This is a genomic window from Bacillus pumilus (assembly GCF_003431975.1).
Taxonomy (GTDB): domain Bacteria; phylum Bacillota; class Bacilli; order Bacillales; family Bacillaceae; genus Bacillus; species Bacillus pumilus_N.
This window is the reverse complement of the sequence record NZ_CP027116.1, coordinates 438,586-460,556: the sequence shown is the minus strand read 5'-3', so window position 1 is coordinate 460,556 and position 21,971 is coordinate 438,586. Positions and strand designations below refer to the sequence as shown.

The 21,971-nt window shown below is 43.9% G+C and carries 19 protein-coding genes; 9 read left to right on the top strand and 10 right to left on the bottom strand.

Features of this window, described 5'->3' with window-relative positions; translation table 11 throughout:
- Window position 1: 1 nt before the first annotated feature.
- Together C5695_RS02190 and C5695_RS02185 are read right to left on the bottom strand one after the other, a co-directional pair.
- A complete protein-coding gene (locus C5695_RS02190; protein ID WP_117728773.1) occupies window positions 2–436 on the bottom strand; it encodes a PTS mannitol transporter subunit IIA in 435 nt (144 codons plus the stop codon).
- A gap of 96 nt (window positions 437–532) precedes the next feature.
- Complete coding sequence (locus C5695_RS02185; RefSeq protein ID WP_117728771.1) at window positions 533–1,975, bottom strand: PTS mannitol transporter subunit IIBC; 1,443 nt, start codon at window positions 1,973–1,975, stop codon at window positions 533–535.
- Between the two features lie 506 nt (window positions 1,976–2,481).
- Between C5695_RS02185 and C5695_RS02180 the strand changes: the two genes are divergently transcribed.
- The 3 genes from C5695_RS02180 (at window position 2,482) to C5695_RS02170 (ending at window position 5,554) form a co-directional block, all read left to right on the top strand.
- Complete coding sequence (locus C5695_RS02180; RefSeq protein WP_117728769.1) at window positions 2,482–4,116, top strand: copper resistance CopC/CopD family protein; 1,635 nt, start codon at window positions 2,482–2,484, stop codon at window positions 4,114–4,116.
- A gap of 16 nt (window positions 4,117–4,132) precedes the next feature.
- Window positions 4,133–4,747: a YcnI family copper-binding membrane protein gene (locus tag C5695_RS02175; RefSeq protein ID WP_117728766.1), complete on the top strand. Its 615-nt coding sequence runs from the start codon at window positions 4,133–4,135 to the stop codon at window positions 4,745–4,747.
- Window positions 4,748–4,960: 213 nt separating this feature from the next.
- Window positions 4,961–5,554, top strand: coding sequence for an NAD(P)H-dependent oxidoreductase (locus tag C5695_RS02170; protein WP_117728764.1), 594 nt, complete (start codon window positions 4,961–4,963; stop codon window positions 5,552–5,554).
- Between the two features lie 45 nt (window positions 5,555–5,599).
- Here the strand turns inward: C5695_RS02170 and C5695_RS02165 are convergent, their stop codons facing one another.
- The 3 genes from C5695_RS02165 to gabT are packed head-to-tail and all read right to left on the bottom strand — an operon-like array spanning window position 5,600 to window position 9,695.
- Complete coding sequence (locus C5695_RS02165) at window positions 5,600–6,994, bottom strand: NAD-dependent succinate-semialdehyde dehydrogenase (protein WP_117728761.1); 1,395 nt, start codon at window positions 6,992–6,994, stop codon at window positions 5,600–5,602.
- Window positions 6,969–8,357 (bottom strand): APC family permease, encoded by a 1,389-nt coding sequence (locus C5695_RS02160; protein ID WP_117728759.1) that lies wholly within the window; start codon window positions 8,355–8,357, stop codon window positions 6,969–6,971. Before C5695_RS02160 ends, C5695_RS02165 begins: the two co-directional genes overlap by 26 nt.
- Before the next feature lie 21 nt (window positions 8,358–8,378).
- The gene (gabT, locus tag C5695_RS02155) at window positions 8,379–9,695 is read right to left on the bottom strand and encodes a 4-aminobutyrate--2-oxoglutarate transaminase (RefSeq protein ID WP_117728757.1); all 1,317 of its coding nucleotides are present in this window, start codon (window positions 9,693–9,695) and stop codon (window positions 8,379–8,381) included.
- Between the two features lie 108 nt (window positions 9,696–9,803).
- Here gabT and C5695_RS02150 point away from each other — a divergent pair, with 108 nt between their 5' ends.
- Window positions 9,804–11,228 carry a MocR-like transcriptional regulator GabR gene (locus C5695_RS02150; protein WP_117728755.1) on the top strand — a complete coding sequence of 475 codons (1,425 nt, stop codon included), beginning with the start codon at window positions 9,804–9,806 and terminating at the stop codon, window positions 11,226–11,228.
- Window positions 11,229–11,258: 30 nt separating this feature from the next.
- Here C5695_RS02150 and C5695_RS02145 read toward each other — a convergent pair whose 3' ends face one another.
- Window positions 11,259–11,570, bottom strand: a complete 312-nt coding sequence (locus C5695_RS02145) for an ArsR/SmtB family transcription factor (RefSeq protein WP_117728753.1) — start codon at window positions 11,568–11,570, stop codon at window positions 11,259–11,261.
- Between the two features lie 124 nt (window positions 11,571–11,694).
- Between C5695_RS02145 and C5695_RS02140 the strand changes: the two genes are divergently transcribed.
- From C5695_RS02140 to C5695_RS02120, 5 genes are all read left to right on the top strand, one after another.
- Complete coding sequence (locus tag C5695_RS02140) at window positions 11,695–12,069, top strand: hypothetical protein (protein ID WP_117728751.1); 375 nt, start codon at window positions 11,695–11,697, stop codon at window positions 12,067–12,069.
- A 137-nt stretch (window positions 12,070–12,206) separates the two neighbouring features.
- The gene (locus C5695_RS02135) at window positions 12,207–13,073 is read left to right on the top strand and encodes a TetR/AcrR family transcriptional regulator (RefSeq protein ID WP_233230785.1); all 867 of its coding nucleotides are present in this window, start codon (window positions 12,207–12,209) and stop codon (window positions 13,071–13,073) included.
- A 16-nt stretch (window positions 13,074–13,089) separates the two neighbouring features.
- On the top strand, window positions 13,090–14,523 hold the full coding sequence (locus C5695_RS02130) for an MDR family MFS transporter (protein WP_117728746.1): 1,434 nt from the start codon (window positions 13,090–13,092) through the stop codon (window positions 14,521–14,523).
- A gap of 174 nt (window positions 14,524–14,697) precedes the next feature.
- The gene (locus C5695_RS02125; protein ID WP_117728743.1) at window positions 14,698–16,074 is read left to right on the top strand and encodes an aspartate kinase; all 1,377 of its coding nucleotides are present in this window, start codon (window positions 14,698–14,700) and stop codon (window positions 16,072–16,074) included.
- A 164-nt stretch (window positions 16,075–16,238) separates the two neighbouring features.
- Entirely contained in the window at window positions 16,239–17,084 is an 846-nt protein-coding gene (locus tag C5695_RS02120; RefSeq protein ID WP_117728741.1) for a GAF domain-containing protein, read from the top strand.
- 31 nt (window positions 17,085–17,115) lie between these two features.
- Here the strand turns inward: C5695_RS02120 and C5695_RS02115 are convergent, their stop codons facing one another.
- The 4 genes from C5695_RS02115 to C5695_RS02100 form a co-directional block, all read right to left on the bottom strand.
- Entirely contained in the window at window positions 17,116–18,543 is a 1,428-nt protein-coding gene (locus C5695_RS02115) for a sensor histidine kinase (protein WP_117728739.1), read from the bottom strand.
- Window positions 18,533–19,222 carry a response regulator transcription factor gene (locus C5695_RS02110; RefSeq protein ID WP_117728737.1) on the bottom strand — a complete coding sequence of 230 codons (690 nt, stop codon included), beginning with the start codon at window positions 19,220–19,222 and terminating at the stop codon, window positions 18,533–18,535. The genes C5695_RS02115 and C5695_RS02110 overlap by 11 nt, the downstream gene beginning before the upstream one ends.
- A 259-nt stretch (window positions 19,223–19,481) precedes the next feature.
- Entirely contained in the window at window positions 19,482–20,816 is a 1,335-nt protein-coding gene (locus C5695_RS02105) for an MmgE/PrpD family protein (RefSeq protein WP_117728734.1), read from the bottom strand.
- Complete coding sequence (locus C5695_RS02100) at window positions 20,807–21,964, bottom strand: amidohydrolase (RefSeq protein ID WP_117728732.1); 1,158 nt, start codon at window positions 21,962–21,964, stop codon at window positions 20,807–20,809. Before C5695_RS02100 ends, C5695_RS02105 begins: the two co-directional genes overlap by 10 nt.
- Window positions 21,965–21,971: the final 7 nt, after the last annotated feature.

Below are 21,971 nucleotides of genomic sequence, written 5' to 3'. Positions count from 1 at the left end.
ATTAGTTCACCTCGTTAAAGATGGCGATCAGTTCATCCTGATCCTTTGCATGAATGATGCGTTCTACGTTTTCTTCTTCTGAACAGACAATCGCAATTTGAGAAAGAATATCGAGGTGTTCGTTGTTTTTACCAGCGATGCCAAAGACGACTTTGGCGATATTTCCTTCTCCGTATTCAACACCATCTGGAATTTGAATGATGGAAATCCCAGAATGGAGGACAGCCGCTTTCGCATCCTCTGTTCCATGAGGAATCGCAATTCCGTTTCCCATAAATGTAGACGAGATCTTTTCTCTTTCAAACATTTTGTCGACATAATCACTTGTGACATAGCCGTTTGTCACTAGGATCTCGCCTGCTTTTTTAATCGCTTCTTCTTTTGATCCAGCTTGTTCGTTTAGAAAAATATTGTCTTTTGAAAGTACTTGTTTCATGAATGATCACACACCTTTTTTAGAATGGAAAATCAGGAAAACAACCAAAACGGGGAGCTCAATGAAGAAAAATTGAACTCAACCCGTTTTGTCATGTTATTTTTTCAATTTCTCAATCAGCTCATCGTATTTCGGGCTGTTTAAGAAGTTATCAACTGAGATATGCACAGCGCCCGGCAGCTTTGCCTTGGCTCTGTCTGTTAAATCTTTATGAGTAAAGACCACATCGGCATCATCTGGGATGTTGCTGATGGATGTGTTTGTCACATCAATATCAAGCTCTGCTTTTTTGACTTTATTTTTTAAGATAGATGCACCCATCGCACTTGAACCCATTCCTGCATCGCAGGCAAAGATGATTTTGTTCACGTCATCAGGATTGACATCACTTGGAGCAGCTGCTTGCTCATTTACTTCAGCATCTTCTTTTTGTGCTGTCAGAGCCGCTGCGGCTGCGCTTTTCTTCCCTTTCATGTCCTGCATTTTCTCTGTAGCTGCTGTTAGATCCTCATCAACGGCTTTTGATGCCTTCAGAATCACAGAAGCGACAAGGAATGATACGACGGTTGCGACGACAACACCAGCTAAAACGGCAAGATGGCCGCCTTTAGGTGACATCAGCATAAGGGCGATAATACTTCCTGGTGACGGCACAGCCTTTAAGCCTGCATTTAACAGGGTAAAGGTCAGAACGCCGCTCGCTCCCCCTGCAATTACTGCCAAAATGAGCTTTGGTTTCATTAAGATGTACGGGAAGTAAATCTCATGAATTCCTCCTAAAAATTGAATGACAATCGCACCCGGTGCAGACTGCTTTGCATTCCCTCTTCCGAAGAACATGTATGCAAGTAGAACACCTAAACCTGGCCCTGGGTTTGTTTCAAGCAAGAACAGAACGGACTGGCCTGTCTTCGCCGCTTGCTCCACCCCTAAAGGACCTAAGATCCCTTGGTTAATCGCATTGTTTAAGAACAAGACTTTCGCTGGTTCAATGAAGATACTCGCCAGCGGAAGTAAATGTGCATTGACAATGATATCTACACCTGCCGCAAGGGCTTTATTTAGACCAAGTACCACTGGTCCGATAGCATAGAAAGCAATCGCGACAAGAATGGCACCTAGAATCCCTGCCGTAAAGTTATTCACAAGCATCTCAAAGCCCGATTTGATTCGATCTTTGAACAGCTGATCAATTTTCTTAATCAAGTAACCGCCAAGTGGTCCCATGATCATGGCACCTAAAAACATTGGAATATCCGAACCGACAATGACCCCAATCGTCGCAGTTGCACCGAGTACCCCGCCTCGGTGGTCGTATACGAGTTTACCGCCTGTGTAACCGATTAAGAGTGGCAGTAAGTAGTTAATCATTGGACCAACAAGTGTAGCTAGCTGTTCATTTGGCAAATAACCACTCGGAATGAACAATGCCGTAATCAGTCCCCAAGCGATAAATGCGCCAATATTCGGCATAATCATACCGCTTAAATAGCTTCCAAAGCGCTGTACTTTAACGCGGAATCCGCTTTTTTCCTGCATCTGTGAAAACTCCTTTCTTCTCTCCCTTTATTCAGGGCTTTATAGGTCAAAAGATATAAGAACAAGTGTCAGTGAAGCCCTTACCCCTATCGTAAAACGCTTTCACTTTCGCTTCAATTGAAACTAAATGTCACTTTGTCACTTAGTGTGTGACAAAATTGAAAAATGATGTGAATTCTCTGTCAGAGCATAGGACAAATGGGATGAAAAGGTTAACATGCCATGGTTTCAACATAAAATTCATTGGAATTTCACAACTTTTAAATGGTCACTTCTTGTATCCTTTTCATAAATCGAATAGGCTTATACATGATCAAACCTATTCAATCAAGAAATGTCTGCGCAGACATGACACAGAAAAAGTGAACCATCTTGCTGTTTGTTTCGTTTACCTTTTAGAGTGAGCGGCACAATAGGAGGAGCGGTTTTTTCTGTGACTCACAGTTTACTGCCGCTTTCTTTCTGATACATGAGACATTTTCATAGGTAGAAAGGCGGTTATTCACTTGTTGAAACATAGTAAGTGGCTTCTGCTCCTTATCGTCATGTTCGCTTTTTTCATTCCAAAGGAAGCATTTGCTCATGCATACGTCGTCAGCTCGAATCCTGCGGCAAATGAAGAGCTTGATCAGCAGCCTCCTTCGGTCTCTATCACATTTAGTGAAGGAATCGAAAGCGGATTTCATGCCATTAAGGTGCTAAATGCAAAAGGGGATCGTGTGGATCAAGGAGATACGGTCATTAAAGATCAAAAAATTATGGAAGCTGCTTTAAAAAAGGATTTACCAAAAGGAATTTATACCATTCAGTGGAATGCGGTATCAGCTGACGGACACTCTGTCTCTGGCATGATCCCGTTTAGTATTGGCAAAGCGGATGGTGGTTTTGACCAATTAGATCAAGGGCAAACGAATGAATCCATTGATGTAGCCTCGACCATTGACAAAGCCATTCTTTATACGTCGTTTAGTTTATTTCTCGGGACGATTTTGTTTGGACTGATTTGGTTTAGGGCAGCCATTTCACCTGTATTAGCGAAACGAATGAAACGGCTTTTGACTTTGTCACTGATCATGATGGGCGGAGCACTCGTGTTCCAGCTGCCGATTCAAACAAAATCAGCGGCAGACGTGTCCTTTTTGGGGGCATTTCAACCATCGCTTTTACAAGAAACCATTGCATCGACTTCTGGCGGTAGTTTGTGGATAATGCTCATGGTGTCATTTGTTCTTTTGACCATTTGGAGCATAGTTGCGATGAAAAAAGGGGATTTTACTTCTATTCGGGTATGGTTGTTTCCACTGCTCCTATTCGCAGTGCTTCTCTGGCTGAAAGCACAAATCGGACATCCAGCAGCAACAGATAATAAAATACTGACAACGTCTCTTGATTTCATTCACCTCGTTTCTGCATCGATCTGGGTCGGTGGTTTAACTGCCATTGTGCTGTTATTGTTGAAAAAGCTGCCAAATGAGGATCAGCCGCTCATCCGAAGTACATTTACTGCATTTCACCCTTGGGCACTGCTCTCTGTTGGACTCATTGTGTTTTCAGGATTTGTGAATGCCATCTTTATTTTGCAATCGTTTGATGCTCTTTTCCAATCAGCTTACGGACGAACGTTTTTAATCAAGCTTGGTTTATTTATCTTGATGGGACTTCTTGGACTTGTTCATTACTTGATGCTGAGGTGGGAAAAGAAACAAAGACGAAGCATTTCCTTACGAGCGGAGTGGATCATCGGAGTTGCCATTTTGTTATTAACGGCTGTATTTACCAATATTCCGAGCCCTCCTCCGCCTGCACCTGAGCCATTCTTTGGCGCAAACCAGGTTGAGCATCGTGACATTGTGTCCTTGAGCATTACCCCGAATGCTCCGGGTAAAAACACGTTCGAGGTGGCATTTACGAAGAAGAATGGACAAACGATCACTGACATTCAATCTGTGACAGCCAAGATCCATAAAGTCGCCTTATTCGGTGAGGAGAAACCGAGTGAATTTCAGCTGGAACGATCAAAAAATGGTCATTTCTCTGCTGAAAATCTCTTGTTAAATGAAAAAGGTACTTGGAAAATTGAAATCCATGCGTTAACTGGTTCCTTTGAAAATATCGATACTACATTTATTAGAAGAAACTAAAAGGAGTTCATATGATATGAAAAAATATGTTAAAGCTTTATTACCAATGCTTCTCGCTTCATTTTTATTGGCGATTCCTGTAAGTGCGCACGTCACAGTCAAACCTGACACATCTGCGACAAATGCGTGGGAAACTTATACTTTGAAAGTTCCTTCTGAAAGTGACAGTCCGACGACTAAAGTTGTCGTCACAATGCCTAAAGGCGTAGAATTCCAACAATACGAGCCAGTACCTGGCTGGAAAACGTCAACTGAAGAAAAAGATGGCAAGGTCACAAGAGTGACTTGGGAGGCAACGGGTAAAGGTGTCCTTGCTGGAGAGTTCCAGCAATTCGTTTTTGTAGCGAAAAACCCTGAAAAAGCAGGTGAAGCTGCATGGGATGCGTATCAATATTATAAGGATGGAACGGTCGTTGAATGGACTGGCGATAAAGATGCTGACAAGCCGCATTCCATCACAAACATCGTAGCATCTAATACGGTAACGGATTCACATGGTCAAGAAAAACCAAAAGAAGAAAAGGCATCTGAAACAGCTTCCTCTTCTTCCTCACCTCTTGTGCTTGGGTTGTCCATTGCTGCTCTAGTCGTGGCACTGATTGCACTTGGACTTGCTTTTAGAAAGAAATAAGTGATATGTAAGCGATCGTTTTTTCGGAAACGATCGCTTTGTTTATTTTCAACTTGTTTGACCACCGACGCTGACCATACAGCAAATGCCAATTTTTACCTGCACGCTGATCAATCACCTTCCATTTTCCCAACCTACTATTACCAATATAGGATTGAATAGGATACTAGTGCATGCCATAATGAGACACATGACCATGTAGGAGGCTATGAGATGAACCATCTAATCATATTTGCTCATCCCCAGCAAAGCTTAAACCAAACCTTATTAGATCTTGTTGTGAGCACTCTTTTGAACAATGGTCATCAAGTGACTGTTCGTGATGTCTATGCTCTTGATTTTTCGCCAGAGCTGAGTATATCGGAAAAGGCTGCGATCAAACGCGGTCATGTCCCAGCCGCCATTCAAATAGAGCAGAAACTGATTCAACAAGCAGATGTCCTGACATTTATTTTCCCCATATGGTGGACAGGCTTACCTGCTATGTTAAAAGGGTATGTAGAGCGCGTTTTTTCTGAGGGCTTCGCTTATCAGATCAACAAACATGGGGCTATTGAAAACCTGCTTCTGCACAAAAAAGGAGTCATTATCAACACGCATGATGCCCCAAGAACCTTTCTTGATGCTAACCGAATCGTCCCCTCCCATCGCATGACAACAGATACAGAAGTCTTCGATTTTATTGGGATTGAGCCTGTTGAACGGCTTTTGTTCAGTAGCATGGAACAGGCTCCTGCAGATTACATCCACGAAATTCTGAAAGAAACGAAAGAAACGGTGGAGCAGCTTTTCCCACCGGCTGTTTAATATAAAAAAAGACTGCCGAGTTATTACGGCAGTCTTTTTCATTCATTACTCATCTAAACCAATGGATACATACTTGGTTTCTAAATATGGTTCGATCCCTTCGATGCCGCCTTCACGGCCAATTCCGCTTTCTTTCATTCCTCCGAAAGGTGCTTGAACAGCCGATGGGCCGCCATCATTCCAGCCAATAATCCCGTAATCAAGATTTTCTGAGATGTAGAGGCCGTTCCGATAATTCTCTGTAAAGAAATAAGCTGCAAGACCAAAAGGTGTATCGTTGGCTAACTCGATCGCTTCATCTAACGTTTTGAATGTTGTAATCGGCGCCACTGGTCCAAAGGTCTCTTCATGCATGATGTTCATGGAAGGGTCGACATGTGTAAGAACCGTTGGCTGGACAAAAAAGTATGACTTTTCGTCGTCGAAATGCGTATCGCCGCCGACAAGGATTTTCGCCCCTTTATCGACTGCATCTTGAATTTGGCTGACGATTTTATCAAAGCCGCGCTTATTAATAATTGGACCGATAGATGTGCCTTCTTCAAAGCCATTTCCCACTTTTAGCTTTTCTACTTCTTTGCTGAAGCTTTGAGCAAATGCTTCATGAATGTCTTCATGCACAATTAAGCGGTTGGCACACACACAAGTTTGTCCTGCATTACGGAATTTAGATGCCACTGCTTGTTTGACAGCTAGTTCAAGATTTGCATCTTTGTCTACGATGAGCGGAGCATGACCACCAAGCTCCATTGAGACGTGCTTGACTGTGCTGGCACTGTTTTTGATCAGGTGCTTTCCGACTGGCGTCGAGCCTGTAAACGTGATTTTGCGAATCAATGGACTATCTGTGAACATTTCACCGACTTCTTTTCCATCTCCAACCACCCATTGTAGGGCATCCTCTGGAATTCCAGCTTCATGACCTAATTTCACAAGCTCAATGGCTGTGAGCGGCGTGTCTTCAGCAGGTTTTACAATAAACGTACAGCCCGCCGCAAGTGCTGGTGCTGCCTTTCTCGTGATCATGGCTGCTGGGAAATTCCACGGTGTAATGGCCGCAACAGGACCAACTGGCTGCTTTGTGACGAAAAGGCGTTTGTTCGTCGTATGTGACGGAATGGTTCTGCCGTAGATCCGTTTGGCTTCCTCTGCGTACCATTCAATGTATCCAGCCGCATAGACGATTTCCCCTAATGCTTCTTGATACGGCTTTCCGTTTTCTTCCGTGATGATTTTTGCCAATCTTTCTTTATGTTCAATCATGAGATCAAACCACTTACGGATGATATTGGCACGTTCGTGCGCTGACGTTTTTGCCCATGTTTTGAATGCTTTGTGTGAGCGAGTAATGGCGTCTTCGATCTGTTCTTTTGTATGCTGTGCAACTGAAGCAATTTCTTCTCCTGTCGCAGGATTATATACTTTGAGTTCGTTTGTCATGCTCTACCGTCTCCTTCGTTCTTGGATTCATTACATATAGTATATACCCAATGAGTGCCCAGCCTAAAAGCAATATCCATTCAGCTGGCCACGATAAGGAGGCCGGCATTCCCGGAAAATAAAATGAAAGAAAAAGGAGACTCAGTCCGATAGCTAAAACGCCTGTCGTCCGCCAATATTTAATGCGGTATGGACGCTCAAGCTCAGGTTCTGTCTTGCGAAGTCTCATAAAGGCAATGGACACAATTAAGTAGCCGACGATGATCCCGACACCACCCGCGTTGACAATCCATACGAGGGCAGGACGCCCTAATAATGGTGCAAAAAAGGCCAGTGCTCCAAGGAATAAAATCGCATGTGTCGGTGTTTTATACTTTGGGTGAATATACGCAAACCATTTGGAAATCATGCCTCTTTCCGCCATAGCATATAGGATACGGCTTGCCCCAATGATAAAAGCATTCCAGCTCGTCACAATTCCTGCTACACCGCCAATGACAAGCACAGTCCCAAACGCCTGATGACCGAGCAGCTGCACCATCGCATCTGCTGTCGCTAATGAGGAAGCTTCAAGCTGACCCTTTGACAGTCCCGCAGCTACACCAAAGACAATGAGCAGATAAAACACAACGGCACTCACGATGGAGATAATCAAAATTCTCCCGATAATTCTCTTCGGTGCATTGATCTCCGCCGCCACTTGCGGGATGACATCAAAGCCAACGAATAAAAAGGGAATCATCACTAAAACCGCCATGACGCCGCCAACCCCGCCTTGAAACATCGGCTCAAGGTTTGCTAAATCTCCGTTAAACGTTGCTCCGCCTAAAAGAAGAAAACCTGTCAGGATAATGGCCACTGTAAAAACAGATTGAAAAATAGCAGCTGGCTTAGCGCCAATATAGTTCAGTGCTGTTAAAAATAAAGCACCGCCAGATCCAATCAACACCCATGTTAAATAAACATCCCATCCCCCTATATTCCATAGGAAACCAACATGCTGTGTTGGAATGACGTAATCAATGACAGTTGGCAGTGCGACCGCTTCAAACGTAATGACAGATACGTAGCCAAACAACACGCCCCATGCCGAGACAAAAGCGGATTTTATCCCAAATGCCCGCTGAACAAAGACGAGCCCTCCTCCTGTCTCTGGAATGGCAGACGAAAGCTCAGCATACGTAAGTCCGATAAAGACGACGAGAATACCGCCGATGACAAAGGCGATCACACTTCCTAAAAATCCTGCTGTTAAAATCCAATCTCCCGAAAGTACAACCCAGCCCCAGCCAAGCATCGCACCAATGGATAAAAACAGTACGTCTGACTGCGACATGGTTTTTGCCATTTGTTGTTTTTGCATACAACCATCCCCCTTTGTTGTTTAGCGTGCTGTCAAGGCGTCTTCGATGATCCCTAGACCTTCTTGCAGCAGCTCATCTGTGATGACAAGTGGTGTTAAAAAGCGAATGATATTCCCATTAATCCCTGCCGTTAATAAGAGCAGCCCATGCTCATTTGCATATGCTGCAATCGCTGCGGCTGTTTTCTTATCTGGTGTACGCGTTGTTTGATCTTCCACAATTTCAATCGCCGCCATTGCCCCTAATCGGCGGACTTCCCCAATGAATGGATACTTTGCTCTCCAATCATTTGCTTTATCCTCAATGACTTGTCCAATGTGTTCAGATCGCTGATTCAATTGTTCTGTTTCAATAATATCAAGAACTGCTAGTGCTGCCACACAGCCTAATGGACTTCCTGCATATGTTCCCCCTAGCTCCCCTGGATCTGCCGCATCAAGCAGTTCTTTTCTGCCGACTACACCGCTTAGCGGCAATCCAGCAGCAAGAGATTTTGATACAGTGATTAAGTCCGGCACCACATCAAAGTGCTCAATGGCAAAATATTTTCCTGTTCTTGCAAAGCCTGTTTGGATTTCATCTGCAACAAACACAATCCCGTGCTGCTGACAGAATGAAGCAACATGCTGAACAAAACGCTTCGATGGGACAATGAATCCGCCCTCCCCTTGGACTGGCTCCATGACCACACACGCAACGGTTTCTGGTGCAACGGTAGCGACGAAGAATTGGTTGAATTGATCAATGATGTACTCATCGTAGGCTGCATCGCTTAATCCTTCTGGCTTTTGATAGTAATACGGGTATGGTGCTTGGTACACCTCTGATGCAAATGGGCCGAAGCCAAATTTATATGGCTTGACCTTGCTTGTCATGCTCATCGTCATATTCGTTCTGCCATGGAAGCCTCTTGTAAACGAGACAACGGCCTGTCTTTTCGTATATTTACGTGCAATTTTCACCGCATTTTCAACAGCTTCTGCACCTGAATTAAGAAAAATGGCTTTCTTATCATGATCACCTGGTGTAAGGCGACATAGCTTTTCAGCTAATTCAATATACGATTCGTACATCATCACGTTGAATCCTGGGTGAATCAGACTTTCTGCCTGTGCTTTGACGGCTTCCACAACCTTTGGATGTGAATGGCCTACATTTAAAGTACCGATAGCGCCAGCAAAATCGATAAATCGTTTCCCATCGATATCGAACAGCTCGGCTCCCTTCCCCTTTGCTGCAAGATGACGGTTGCCATTACTCACGCCTCTTGCGACGTATTGATCTCTTTTCCCCTGCCATTCTTCTGTTGAAAAACGGTTTGTTGTCGTTTGACTCATTGTCATCCATCCCCTTTATGTCTTTTTTATTATTCTGAATATTTTTTGGTATGATAGAAAGTACCAATATCATTTTTTTCATGGTACCAGAGAGGAAGGAATGACGAGATGCTGACAATTCAACTAGATCAAACAGGGGCAAACGGATTTATTTATCATCAAATTTACACGAAAATTAAAGGAGAAATTTTAAATCGAAACCTTCAGCCACACGATCAATTACCTTCAAAACGAGAGTTAGCTGATACATTAAATGTCAGCGTGAATTCAGTGAATGGCGCATATCAGCAGCTGCTTGCCGAGGGATATTTATATTCGGTTGAACGCAAAGGCTTTTTCGTCGAATCATTAGAAACGTTTCATGAGTCAGGTCAGCTGAAACCCTCTTCCCTTCCAGCAGATTTAAAGGAAGAGCCGATTGCACGAGACGGCTGGTATTCCTTTTCACATATCTCTGTTGATACAGCCAATTTTCCATTTAAAAGCTGGCTGAAAAGTGAACAAAAGGCGATCAGTCTCCACGAAGAAGCATTTGGTGAGCTTCCGCATCCACAAGGTGTGTACGAACTTCGTGAAACGATTGCCCGGTTGATCGGGCTTGCACGAGGGGTCAAATGTTATCCAGAACAGCTCATATTAAGTGCAGGCACGCAATCACTTATTCATTCGTTATCAAGTATTCTTCCAGCCGATCAAGTATACGGGTTAGAAAACCCCGGCTATCGCCGGCTCTATCAAATGCTGAAAAACAATCATCACCAAGTTGAAACGATTGGCATTGATCAAAAAGGGGTGCGGATGAGTGACATTCAGAAGAAGGAACCGAATGTGTTGATCATTACCCCTTCACATCAATTCCCGACTGGCGTCATCATGCCGATTTCCCGGCGAATTCAGCTCTTAAACTGGGCAGCCGATCAACCCGGCCGTTATATCATTGAGGATGATTATGACAGTGAATTTAAGTATGGCACAGACAGCATTCCAGCACTGCAAAGTTTGGATCGGTATGACAAAGTCATTTATATGGGAACTTTTTCAAAATCCTTGCTGCCAGGCTTACGGATCAGCTATATGGTGCTGCCTCATCATTTATTGAGACGCTACAAGGAAGAACAGCATTTTTTCATTCAAACAGCCAATCTTTTCACACAATACACCCTTCTTCATTTTATAAAGGATGGAGCATATCAGCGGCATATTAGAAGAATGAATGGTTTATATGAGGAAAAGCGGAAGCAGCTCACCGGAGAACTCGACAAGGTTTTTGCTGACAATGTACGGATTATTGGGGAAAATGCTGGGCTACATTTTATCGCAGAGTTCCGTTCAAACCGCACGCAGCACGAGATTTTACAGCGAGCCAAAGAAAGAAAGCTGAAAATGTACGGGATGGACCGTTTTACCCTTGATGAGCATGTACCCGGTCACAAAGAAGGCTTCGTGCCGCTTATCCTTGGATTCTCTCATATACGGCCAGAGGATATTCGGCCAGCGGTGAAAAGACTGCATGAGTCGATTTATGGGAAATAAAACAGCCAGCTGCTTTACTAGACAGCTGGCTTACCACCGCTCTTTATCTACGGCTAAAATCGATGACACCAGCCCAGGAAATGCGGTCTCGATGTCTTCTTTTCTTAAAGAATAGTAACGGTGCTTCCCGTCAATTCTCACTTTCACGACGCCTGCCTCCCTCAGCACTTTGAAGTGGTGGGACAGCGTGGATTTGGCAATATTCATCTCATACGTGCCGCATGTTCTCTCCCCTGCTTCTGCTAAGCAGCGGACAATTTCTAATCGGATTGGATCAGCCAATGCTTGCAGCACAGAAATCAGTCTCATGTCTTCTTGGGTTGGATGGATTGTATTATTCATACGATAAATGTATCGTATTTTGTGCCAACATACAATCTCCTTACTCGCCTCATAAAGTAACGATACATCCTTCGGAAACGACTATGACTATATAATAGCTTTCTTGTGAAGGGGAGGATCTCATTTGACACGAAATTTATGGACTTACTTATGTTTAATGTTACTCACCATTTGCTTATGTGGATGCCAATCCGTCCAGTATGCCGAATCTAAACCACCTAGTGCAGAAGAGGTATTAGCTCTCGATGAACAGGCAGATTTATTTCAATGGGAAGAAACTGTCTATGAAGCAAATGTAGATTGGACCCATCAACTAACCGTCACTAAAGATCAGCAATTAGGTGTAATTCAGAAAACAGCTGACGAACATTTTAATCATGGCACAGCTACCGTGTTGAAAAAGGGGACAGTAATTTACTCTGTAAAGGAACGAAAAGACCTTTTGATCGCCGAACTTAACGGTCAGATCATCATATATGCCGCACATGCGGAAGGATAAAACACCTTTCATCAGATAGGTGTTTTTTAAGTTTCTTTTCTTGTCATGAGTCATTCGTTTTGTTATCATAGCAAAAGTGACCACTCGGTTTCCATTGTGACCATATGGTTTTACCGATTCGGAAAGGACTTATGAAGATGAACGAAAAGCAAGAAGAGATTTTGCGGGTGTCGAAGAAATTATTTTCTCAAAAAGGCTATATGAGTGTCTCCATGCAGTCAATTGCCGATGCCTGTAAAATATCAAAAGCGTCTATTTATAAACTGTTTGATTCAAAGGAAGCTCTTCTATTAGAACTGATTAAATACAATCAGTGCAAAATGAGAGAGATTTCTCAGATTATTCATTCAGAAACGACGCTGTCCAAAAAGGAAAAATTCACAAAGAAGATTAAGCTTGAACTTGAAGAGTTTAAAGAGAATCATAAATTTTTGAATATGCTGTCCTTTGAAGCTTTTTCACAGCATTCACCCATTGTCATTAAGCATTTACGTGAGACACGCTCCATTATCATGCAACGGCACAGAGACATTATTTTAAGCACATATGGTGAATCTGTTGCGCCTTATGTGTGGGATCTTGTGATTGTCCTTAACGGATTAATGAGAGAATTTATCTTGATGCTGGCGATTGAGCGCAAGAACATTCAATTAGAAAATGCCGCCGAGATGATCATCGGTGTGATGGATCGAGTATCGAAAAAGCCTTGCTCCATTGAGCCTGTGCTAACAGATCAGCTAATGGACTCTTATTTGCTTTCCACACAGGACGAATATGATGAAGAAAAGCTTGTCATCTCGTACTTAACGAAGATCAAACAAGAGCTTCACACGCTGTCAAACGGGGAAGAAAAGGACGAACTCCTCTCTGCGTTTGAGCTGCTAAGTGAAGAATTATCAAAGGACCAACCGAGAACCTTTTTAATCAGCTCACTACTCGATTATTTAGGTAAAAACAGCGTTTTATCACAAAACGTGTCACAGCTGAAAAGCATCATCTTATAGATAAAGAAGGGATAACATGAACCAATCAACAACCTCGTATAATCGATCTGTGATTGTTGGGATTTTCCTCGTTGGGGCATTCGTTGCGATTTTAAACCAAACGCTTCTCATTCCAGCGATCCCGCATATCATGGAGGACTTCAATATTGAGGTCAGCAAAGGACAGTGGCTCACCACAGCCTTTATGCTGACAAACGGGATTCTCATCCCGATTACGGCTTTCTTCATTGAGAAATTTTCGAGCCGTTCTTTAGTTTTAACGGCGCTTAGCATCTTTACAGCTGGTACCATTCTTGCTTCGTTTGCAACGAATTTCCCAGTACTGCTTGCAGCGCGTATTGTGCAGGCAGCTGGCGCAGGGATTTTAATGCCGCTGATGCAAACGATCTTTTTAACCATTTTCCCGAAAGAAAAACGCGGGCAGGCAATGGGCATGGTCGGACTTGTCATCTCGTTCGCACCGGCGCTTGGGCCGACACTTGGCGGCTGGATTGTTGATTCCTTCAGCTGGAAGTTCTTGTTCTATATTGTTCTGCCAATCGGTATTATTGATCTCATTCTTGCTTTCTTCTTAATGAAAAATGTGACGCAGCAACGAGAGACACGAATTGATGTTTTATCTGTCATCTTGTCGTCCTTCGGTTTCGGCGGGTTGCTATACGGCTTTTCTAGCGTTGGAACCTATGGCTGGGCGAGTGCGACTGTCCTCATTTCGCTGATTGTCGGCGCTGTGAGCTTGTTCCTCTTTATCCTGCGTCAATCAAATTTAACAAGACCGATGCTTGAATTTGGTGTATTTAAGTTTGCGATCTTTAGCTTGACGACCTTCCTTGGCATGCTTGTCTTTGCTTTATTGATTGGGACAGAGACCATTCTGCCGCTCTATACGCAGAATGTCAGAGGATTGTCTGCTCTTGATACAGGGCTTATCTTATTGCCTGGTGCCCTTTTTATGGGGCTCCTATCACCGATTATTGGACGGATTTTTGATAAAGTCGGCGGAAAAGGGCTGGCTTTAGGCGGGTTTACGATACTTACCGTGACGACCTTGCCATTTATGCTGCTCACCCTTGATTCATCCATTGCTCTCATTACGGTCGCCTACACGCTTCGCTTAATTGGGGTTGGGATGATCATGATGCCGCTGACAACAGCAGGAATTAACTCTTTACCGCCTCATTTGATCCCGCATGGGACAGCGATGAATAACACGATGAGACAAATGGGTGGTTCCATTGGGACAGCTGTGCTTGTCTCCATCATGAGCAGCTCTGCTGCAAATGCAGAATTGGCCAGCCCATTAAAATCAGCCGTTCATGGAATGAATACGTCATTCTTCATTTCTGGTCTGATTGCGGTCATTGGGCTCGTCCTCTCCTTTTTCTTAAAGGAAAAACGCAATCATAAAGTGATGAAACAGGAGCTATCTTCCTCCTCATCTTCTTCATAAGAAAAAGAGCTCGGCATATAGCCGGCTCTTTTTTCATATACTCACGCTATACTGTCCTCTCTAAAAGAACATTTGTATTTACAGAGAAGAAAAGCCTTGATAATTTGAAGAAAAGAGTTGATAATAGGAACTATTCAATTTGTGAGAAAATTTTTACTATAGGAGATGTATGCATTGAAGGTCGTTAAATTTGGTGGCAGTTCACTTGCATCTGGCAAGCAGCTGCAAAAGGTATTTGACATTGTAACAGCAGATCCAGCTCGAAAAGCAGTCGTTGTTTCCGCACCAGGAAAACGGCATTCAACGGATACGAAGGTCACCGATCTATTAATTAGCTGTGGTGAGCAATATTTACGTTTAGGCGAAGCACACGATTTACAGGAAGCCGTCATTGAACGGTATGCCTCCATTGCGGATGAACTCGGATTAAGTCATGACGTGATTGACACCATCCGGCAAGATCTAGATGCCCTCTTACAGGCTGATTCGTCTCGTCCTGAGCGATATCTTGATGCCATCAAAGCTAGCGGAGAAGACAATAACGCAAAGCTGATTGCTGCCTATTTCCGCCATCAAGGTGTCGAAGCTCATTATGTGAATCCAAAGGAAGCTGGGCTGTTTGTGAGCGATGAGCCTGGTCAGGCACAAGTCCTTTCGGAGTCATATGATCATTTGTACAAATTAAGAGAGCGCTCTGGCATCATCATCTTCCCTGGCTTTTTTGGCTTTAGCCTGTCGGGAGATATTGTCACCTTTTCTCGCAGCGGCTCTGATATTACCGGTTCCATTTTGGCGAACGGTTTGAAGGCAGATGTGTATGAAAACTTTACTGATGTGGATGCTGTCTACGCTGTCAATCCAACGATCGTTCACGATCCGAAAGAAATTACAGAGCTGACGTACCGGGAAATGCGCGAGCTGTCCTATGCTGGTTTTTCTGTGTTCCATGACGAAGCACTCATTCCAGCCTTCCGTGCAGGCATTCCTGTTCAGATTAAAAACACCAATAACCCCTCGGCAAAAGGGACAAAAATTGTGAACAAGCGGGATCATACAAATGGACCTGTTGTCGGAATTGCCTCAGACAGTGGATTTTGCAGCATTTATATCAGCAAGTATTTGATGAACCGAGAAGTCGGTTTTGGACGTAAGGTACTGCAAACGTTAGAGGAATACGGGCTTACGTATGAGCACGTCCCTTCTGGTATTGATGATATGAACATTATTTTAAGACAGGATCAGCTGGAGGAACAGCATATTGAACAAGAGCTGCTCGACCGCTTGAAGCTCGTTCTTGATGCAGATGAGGTTGTTTTAGAGCCGAATCTCTCGCTCATTATGATCGTAGGAGAAGCGATGCGTCACAATGTTGGCACAACAGCAAGAGCCGCCAAGGCGCTGTCAAAAGCGAAGGTCAATATTGAAATGATCAACCAAGGCTCCTCAGAGGTCAGCATGATGTTTGGTGTCAAAGCCGCTCAAGAAGAAGAAGCTGTGCAAGCGTTGTACGAGGAATTTTTCTCTATGTCTACTGTCCCTGTCTCTCTTTAATCAGCAGGCTGCCAGATCTCAGGATCGGCAGTCTTTTTTGAGCTCGCTTGATTCAAGTAGATTTGCGCATTAAAGTATATCTATTTCTCGTTTGATTTTGTATGATAGAGACAAATCAACTATCGTTTCGGCCTATGACCGAAGCTACAAGGAGTCCTAAAACAATGCCTCGTCAACAACTATTAAAACAGTTTCGCAATTTTCATGATGCTTCTACGAGTATTTTAAACATGATGAGTCAATTCATTGATGTGAATACACTGTTTATTGCTAAAAACGATCAAAACACCAATCACATTGTCAAGGTGTTAAATCATGACGAGCAGCTTCTTGAAGAAGGAGAAGAAATTCCTTACGAGAAGACATTTTGCAAGCTGGCGGTCGATCATCAGGATACGCTTGTGATTCCTGATATATCATCGGATGACCGCTCTAAATACTTAGAGGTCACGAAACGCCTTCAAGGCGGCTCGTTCATTGGGGTGCCGATTGATTTTACAGATGGTACGAACTACGGAACGATTTGCGGGCTTGATATAAGGTCTCAGCAATTCACAGAAGAGCATGTGCATATGTTTGAAACGATGGCTTCTTTATTAAGCTACGTCCTCGAACTCGACCGTGCCAACCGGCAGATTCAGCAATTATCTGTACCGATCGTCCCAGTTGTTGACGGTGTCGCCGTCCTTCCTCTACTTGGTGATATCGAGGAGACACGGGCGCAGCATATTTTAGAAACCATTTTACAGGAAAGCTACAGGCTGTCGCTCTCTCATTTGGTCATTGATGTCTCGGGAACAAAACGGCTGAATGAACAGAGCATTCAATATTTGGTCAGCTATGCACAAACGTTAAAACTTTTGGGTATTTCAGCTGTTTTAACGGGGATTAAGCAAGATCTTGCGCTGAGTGCGATTCAATCAAATATATCATTTAAAGACATCACCATTCGTAAGGATTTACCGCAGGCACTTGCTCATATCGGCTTAACGTTCTCCAAAACAGAATGATGAAGATACACCAAAAAGGGCCAAACCGAGTCTAGCCCTTTTCCTGAGGGAGCGGCAAACGAATGATGAATGTCGTTCCCTTATGTTTTTTACTTTTTAAATCAATATGGCCTTCATGCAAGTCCACAAGCTGCTTGACAATAGACAAACCAAGTCCATATTCTCCATATGGTGTATTTGTCCTCGAGATATCCGCTTTATAAAAACGTTCCCAAATGTGTTTGACTTCTTCAGATGCAATGCCGATTCCCGTGTCTTCTACTTCAATGACCGTTTCCCCATTTTCTTCTTTCCCTCTCAAAGAAATATGGCCGCCTTCTGTAAATTGAATGGCGTTCTTTGTGATGTTGACGAGGATTTGAATGAGCCGGTCATAATCTGCGTATACCTTTTGCTCTGGATCAACCTCTACAATGAGTTGATTGTTTTTCTCTTCAGCCATTCGGCTCAGCTGCTCCTTGATCACTTCAAACGTATCAATGAGTGGATAATGAAATTTTTGAAGGGTGATTTGATTCGACCTGATTTTCTCATAATCCATATTTTCATTGACGAGACGCAGCATGCGTTTTGTTTCATCCGTGATAAGCGCATAGCATTTCTCTTTCTCTTCAGCCGGCACATCCGCAGTATTCAGCCATTCGACCAATCCTCGAATGGTCGTCAGCGGTGTTTTCAATTCGTGAGACACATCTGCAATGAATTGGCGTCTTCGTTTCTCAAGCCGATCAATTTCCTCTCTTGACCGTTGAAGACGACTGGCCATCATATTAAAATCCTCACCTAGTGTGCCAATTTCATCAAGATGTTTGTTCTCAAGATGAATGTTGTAGTCACCCTGCGCAATTTTCTCTGTCGCCTCTCTCAGTTTTTTGATACGATTCACATGAAACTTCGACAGAAACAAGCTGAGAATAAAGGTAATCGTCAATGCCACAAACACGATGATATATAAATATCGATTCATTTGAGCAATCAGCTCTTCTGCTCCTTGAATGGGAGCGATGAGCACGACACCGCCCTTCAGCTTTCCGTCCTCTATGACAGGCAGTGCCACCAAGGATGCTTCTTGATCAAGCCGGCGTGAATCACTCCTCTTGACTATGATTTCTTCTCCTTTTGTGAGCTTGGCCCACAAATCCTTTGTCAGTAAAGCTTCATGCGGCGGCATCTTTTGCTTCTGGGACAGCACAGCCCCTTTTTCATCAAAGACGAAAAAGCGAATTTGTCTTGTCGAGAGAATGTCTTCAAATGGGCGAAGTCGAAAGTTCATCTCGGTTTTCGGCAGCTGCTGAACATTCTGCAAAATTTCATGCCCATAAGATTTCATTTCATCTACTCTGTTCTGATAGGCGATATCTTTTACAAAATGAGACATCAAAGTGCTGATAATAATGATGGCAATGAGCAATAACCCAAGGTGACTAATCAGTAGCTGATAAAAATATTTAATCCTCATCGAACTTATACCCTACGCCCCATACCGTATACAGAAAGGGTTTAGGTCCGTCCCCGATTTTTTGGCGCAACCGTTTAATATGAACATCCACCGTTCGTTCATCACCATAAAATTGGTATCCCCAAATTTGCTCAAGCAATTGTTCTCGTGAAAATACTTGCCGAGGATGCTGTAAAAAAAAGCACAGCAGATCGTATTCCTTTGGTGTCAAATTCTCGATTCGTTTCCCCTCTAGAAACACTTCTCTCGTTTTTTTATCTAACTGAAAATGTTCGGTCTTCAGCTGTTCATCCTCTTTTATTTCTTGAGGGGATGTATGAGCAAAGCGACGTTTCACTGCTTTAATTCTTGCCATTAAGGTCAGCGGACTAAAGGGTTTTGTCACATAATCATCTGCCCCAAGATCAAAGCCTAGCACCTGATCAGATTCGGTTTCCTTTGCTGTCAGCATGATAATCGGAACATCACTGATTTGGCGTACCTTTTGACAAATGGTCAGACCGTCCATTGAAGGAAGCATGACATCCAAGATGAGCAGATCCCAATCCTCCTCTTCCTTGAATCGATTCAACCCTTCTACTCCATCATAGACGAATGCCGCTTGAAATCCCTCTCGTTGAAAAAACATATCCGTCATTGTACAAACGCTCTGATTATCTTCAATCATTAATATTTTCATCATCAGCCTCCGCTGTTACCTCTGTTTTTCTTTATGTAGCTTTATTTTACATGTTCCTTCTCAAATCTCAATTGGATTCCACTGTTTTCACGAACTTATCATCGTTTGGTCATCTTTTATTCATACTTTTTGAGGGAGTTGATATTGAGGTGAATCCTATTATTTTTTTATATGATAGAGTAGAAGGTGATTCAAGATATATGAAAAATAAAGGCATTTAAAAAGCTCATCTCGAAAGATGAGCTTGAGCTTTTTTATATCACCTTAACAACTTCAAATAGGCAGCGTCGTTCCCTTCTTCAACTGCCTGTAAAAGCTGCTGTGCATGTGATGTGTCTGTCACACTGTTTAATTTTTGCATAATGTCTTCTCTCGATAATGCATGGCCTGGTGCTCCCCGCGGAATATCGACTCGTTCGCTAATGTTGGTGCCATCAGATAAGGTAAGCTTCACCATCGTAAAGCGACCTTTTGGGACAGCGTCTGGATGGGGTTCTATCGTTTGATCGTATTCTCTAGTCACCCGTTTCATCCATGTGCGCATGTCTGATGGAATTGGTTTTTTCGTAAAGACATCCAGCGTCAGCGTCTGTCCAAATACGGCAAGTGCAATGACATATTCGACACTGAATCGTCCTTCTTCGCCCGTCAAAGGTGTCCGTTCAATAAGCGCTGCATCTCCGCCAGGCGGGAATATGACATCTACCTGTTTCACCTGCTCCGGTAAGAAAGTATGCTCTTTCATTAAGGTTAGGATCGCATCGGCTGCATGATGCGCCGCTGAGCAGAACGGATACACTTTAAACCACAGTCCCGGAGAGACAATACGCCACGCTATTCCATACCCTTCTAGTAAATGACTTTCCGCGCGCTCTAGATCTCCATAGAGAGAAAAGAAACCAAGCGCGCCATCAAGAACCGATTCATTCCCTCCAAAACCTGAACAAGCTAAGTCCATAGACCAGACGGCTGTTTTAGCCGCTAAGCCGGCTTGTAATGGTTTCATATCAGAGCCGAACTGCTTTCGTATTCCAGCCGATTGCGCTCCGGCAAAGCCGATTGCTTTCGTCAGCTCTTCCTGCGAGACTTGTTTTAAATACCCAATGGCACATACTGCCGCAATGGCTCCGAGGGTTCCAGTATTATGCCAGCCCCGTTCATAATGCGCCTTGCCGATGGATTCGCCAAGCCTAGCCATCACTTCAACGCCTGTGATGTAGGCTGCTAAAAGTCGATCACCATACCCTTTATCGTCTGTCAGCTGTGAAAGCAATGCTGGGATGATCACCGCACTAGGATGTCCTCTCACATCTGAATGCACATCATCATAATCAAGGGCGTGGATCAGGTAGCCGTTTAGCATGGCTGCGGATTGACGGCTGACCTTCTTCCCTTGTCCAATGACAGGAATTTGAGCTGTTCCACCTTCTTGTTCCACAAGTGCCATGAGCTTTTGAATTCCTTCATCCTCTTTCGCAGCAAGCGCTGCCGCCGCAGCATCTAACAGACCATTTCGAGCCATTTCTACCGCCTGTTGATCTTGAAGTGGATCAGCAGACAGTACAGCCTCTGCCAATTGTTTTGTCATTTCCATGATCGTGACTCCAATGCCCGAATGGCAAGCTCGGCAAAGAAAGCTGCGGCAACAGGGAGTGCGTCTTCATTTAATGTAAAGGCAGGATGATGCCATTCCTCGGTACCGCTTGTCCCCATCCATACAAAAAAGCCTGGAATGTGTTCTTGGTAAAGGGCAAAATCTTCTCCGCCTGGTGACTGCTCAGCCTGAACGACTGTGAGATCCAGCGCACCTGCCGTTTCTTCAACCACCTTTGTCAGACGCTCGTCATTCAATACAGAAGGCAAATACGGATGCCATTTCACTTCGCCTTTTGCCCCAAACCCTTCTGCAATTCCGCTCACGATTTGTTTCATGAGATCGGGAATCATCGCTCTCACTTCAGGCTCAAACGTCCGAACGGTTCCTTCCATCTCAACACGATCAGGAATCACATTCCATGATGTGCCGCCTTGAATGCGTGTGATGCTGACAACAGCATGATGTAACGAGCTGATGCGGCGGCTCACAATGTGCTGAAGGGCGCTTGTGATCTGTCCGCTGATGGCAATTGGGTCCACCGTGTGATTCGGAATTCCTGCATGCCCCCCCGTTCCTTTAATATCAATTTCAAACCGGTCTACACTCGCCATCAATGCTTTTTCTCTAATACCAATGGTGCCCACTGGCAGATCAGGTTTATTGTGCATACCAAAAATCGCATCCACTCCATCTAACACACCTGCCTCTATGACACGTTTCGCTCCTTGTGCGACTTCCTCAGCTGGCTGGAACAAAATACGCACTGTTCCTTTGATCTCGTGTTTCCGCTCTTTTAATAAAAGAGCTGCTCCAAAGATAGAAGCTGTATGGAAATCATGACCGCAAGCATGCATTTTCCCCGGTACCTTTGAGGAAAATGGTTCGCCAGATGCTTCCTCAATCGGAAGTGCGTCAATATCGGCTCTCAGGACGATCGTTGGTCCCTCTTGTTCTCCTTTGATTTCACAGACAAGCCCTGTTTGAAGAGCCGGGAAATCGAGTAAAGTGATCCCTTCCTCTTCTAACCAGCCGCGCAGCTTTTTTGTCGTCTCATATTCTTCAAATGCCAGCTCTGGATGCTCATGAAGCGATCGGCGAATGTTAATTAAACGTTTGTTTAAAGCTTCGTTTCCTATTGATTTCACTGATACT

What these genes read in the sequence shown, in the direction of transcription:
- C5695_RS02105 (WP_117728734.1), bottom strand. Translation starts at nt 20,816, where the DNA reads ATGGAAATGACAAAACAATTGGCAGAGGCTGTACTGTCTGCTGATCCA.
- C5695_RS02115 (WP_117728739.1), bottom strand. Translation starts at nt 18,543, where the DNA reads ATGAGGATTAAATATTTTTATCAGCTACTGATTAGTCACCTTGGGTTA.
- C5695_RS02165 (WP_117728761.1), bottom strand. Translation starts at nt 6,994, where the DNA reads ATGACAAACGAACTCAAAGTATATAATCCTGCGACAGGAGAAGAAATT.
- C5695_RS02110 (WP_117728737.1), bottom strand. Translation starts at nt 19,222, where the DNA reads ATGAAAATATTAATGATTGAAGATAATCAGAGCGTTTGTACAATGACG.
- C5695_RS02130 (WP_117728746.1), top strand. Translation starts at nt 13,090, where the DNA reads ATGAACCAATCAACAACCTCGTATAATCGATCTGTGATTGTTGGGATT.
- C5695_RS02135 (WP_233230785.1), top strand. Translation starts at nt 12,207, where the DNA reads ATGAACGAAAAGCAAGAAGAGATTTTGCGGGTGTCGAAGAAATTATTT.
- C5695_RS02120 (WP_117728741.1), top strand. Translation starts at nt 16,239, where the DNA reads ATGCCTCGTCAACAACTATTAAAACAGTTTCGCAATTTTCATGATGCT.
- C5695_RS02160 (WP_117728759.1), bottom strand. Translation starts at nt 8,357, where the DNA reads ATGCAAAAACAACAAATGGCAAAAACCATGTCGCAGTCAGACGTACTG.
- C5695_RS02190 (WP_117728773.1), bottom strand. Translation starts at nt 436, where the DNA reads ATGAAACAAGTACTTTCAAAAGACAATATTTTTCTAAACGAACAAGCT.
- C5695_RS02150 (WP_117728755.1), top strand. Translation starts at nt 9,804, where the DNA reads ATGCTGACAATTCAACTAGATCAAACAGGGGCAAACGGATTTATTTAT.
- C5695_RS02170 (WP_117728764.1), top strand. Translation starts at nt 4,961, where the DNA reads ATGAACCATCTAATCATATTTGCTCATCCCCAGCAAAGCTTAAACCAA.
- C5695_RS02185 (WP_117728771.1), bottom strand. Translation starts at nt 1,975, where the DNA reads ATGCAGGAAAAAAGCGGATTCCGCGTTAAAGTACAGCGCTTTGGAAGC.
- C5695_RS02145 (WP_117728753.1), bottom strand. Translation starts at nt 11,570, where the DNA reads ATGAATAATACAATCCATCCAACCCAAGAAGACATGAGACTGATTTCT.
- gabT (WP_117728757.1), bottom strand. Translation starts at nt 9,695, where the DNA reads ATGAGTCAAACGACAACAAACCGTTTTTCAACAGAAGAATGGCAGGGG.
- C5695_RS02175 (WP_117728766.1), top strand. Translation starts at nt 4,133, where the DNA reads ATGAAAAAATATGTTAAAGCTTTATTACCAATGCTTCTCGCTTCATTT.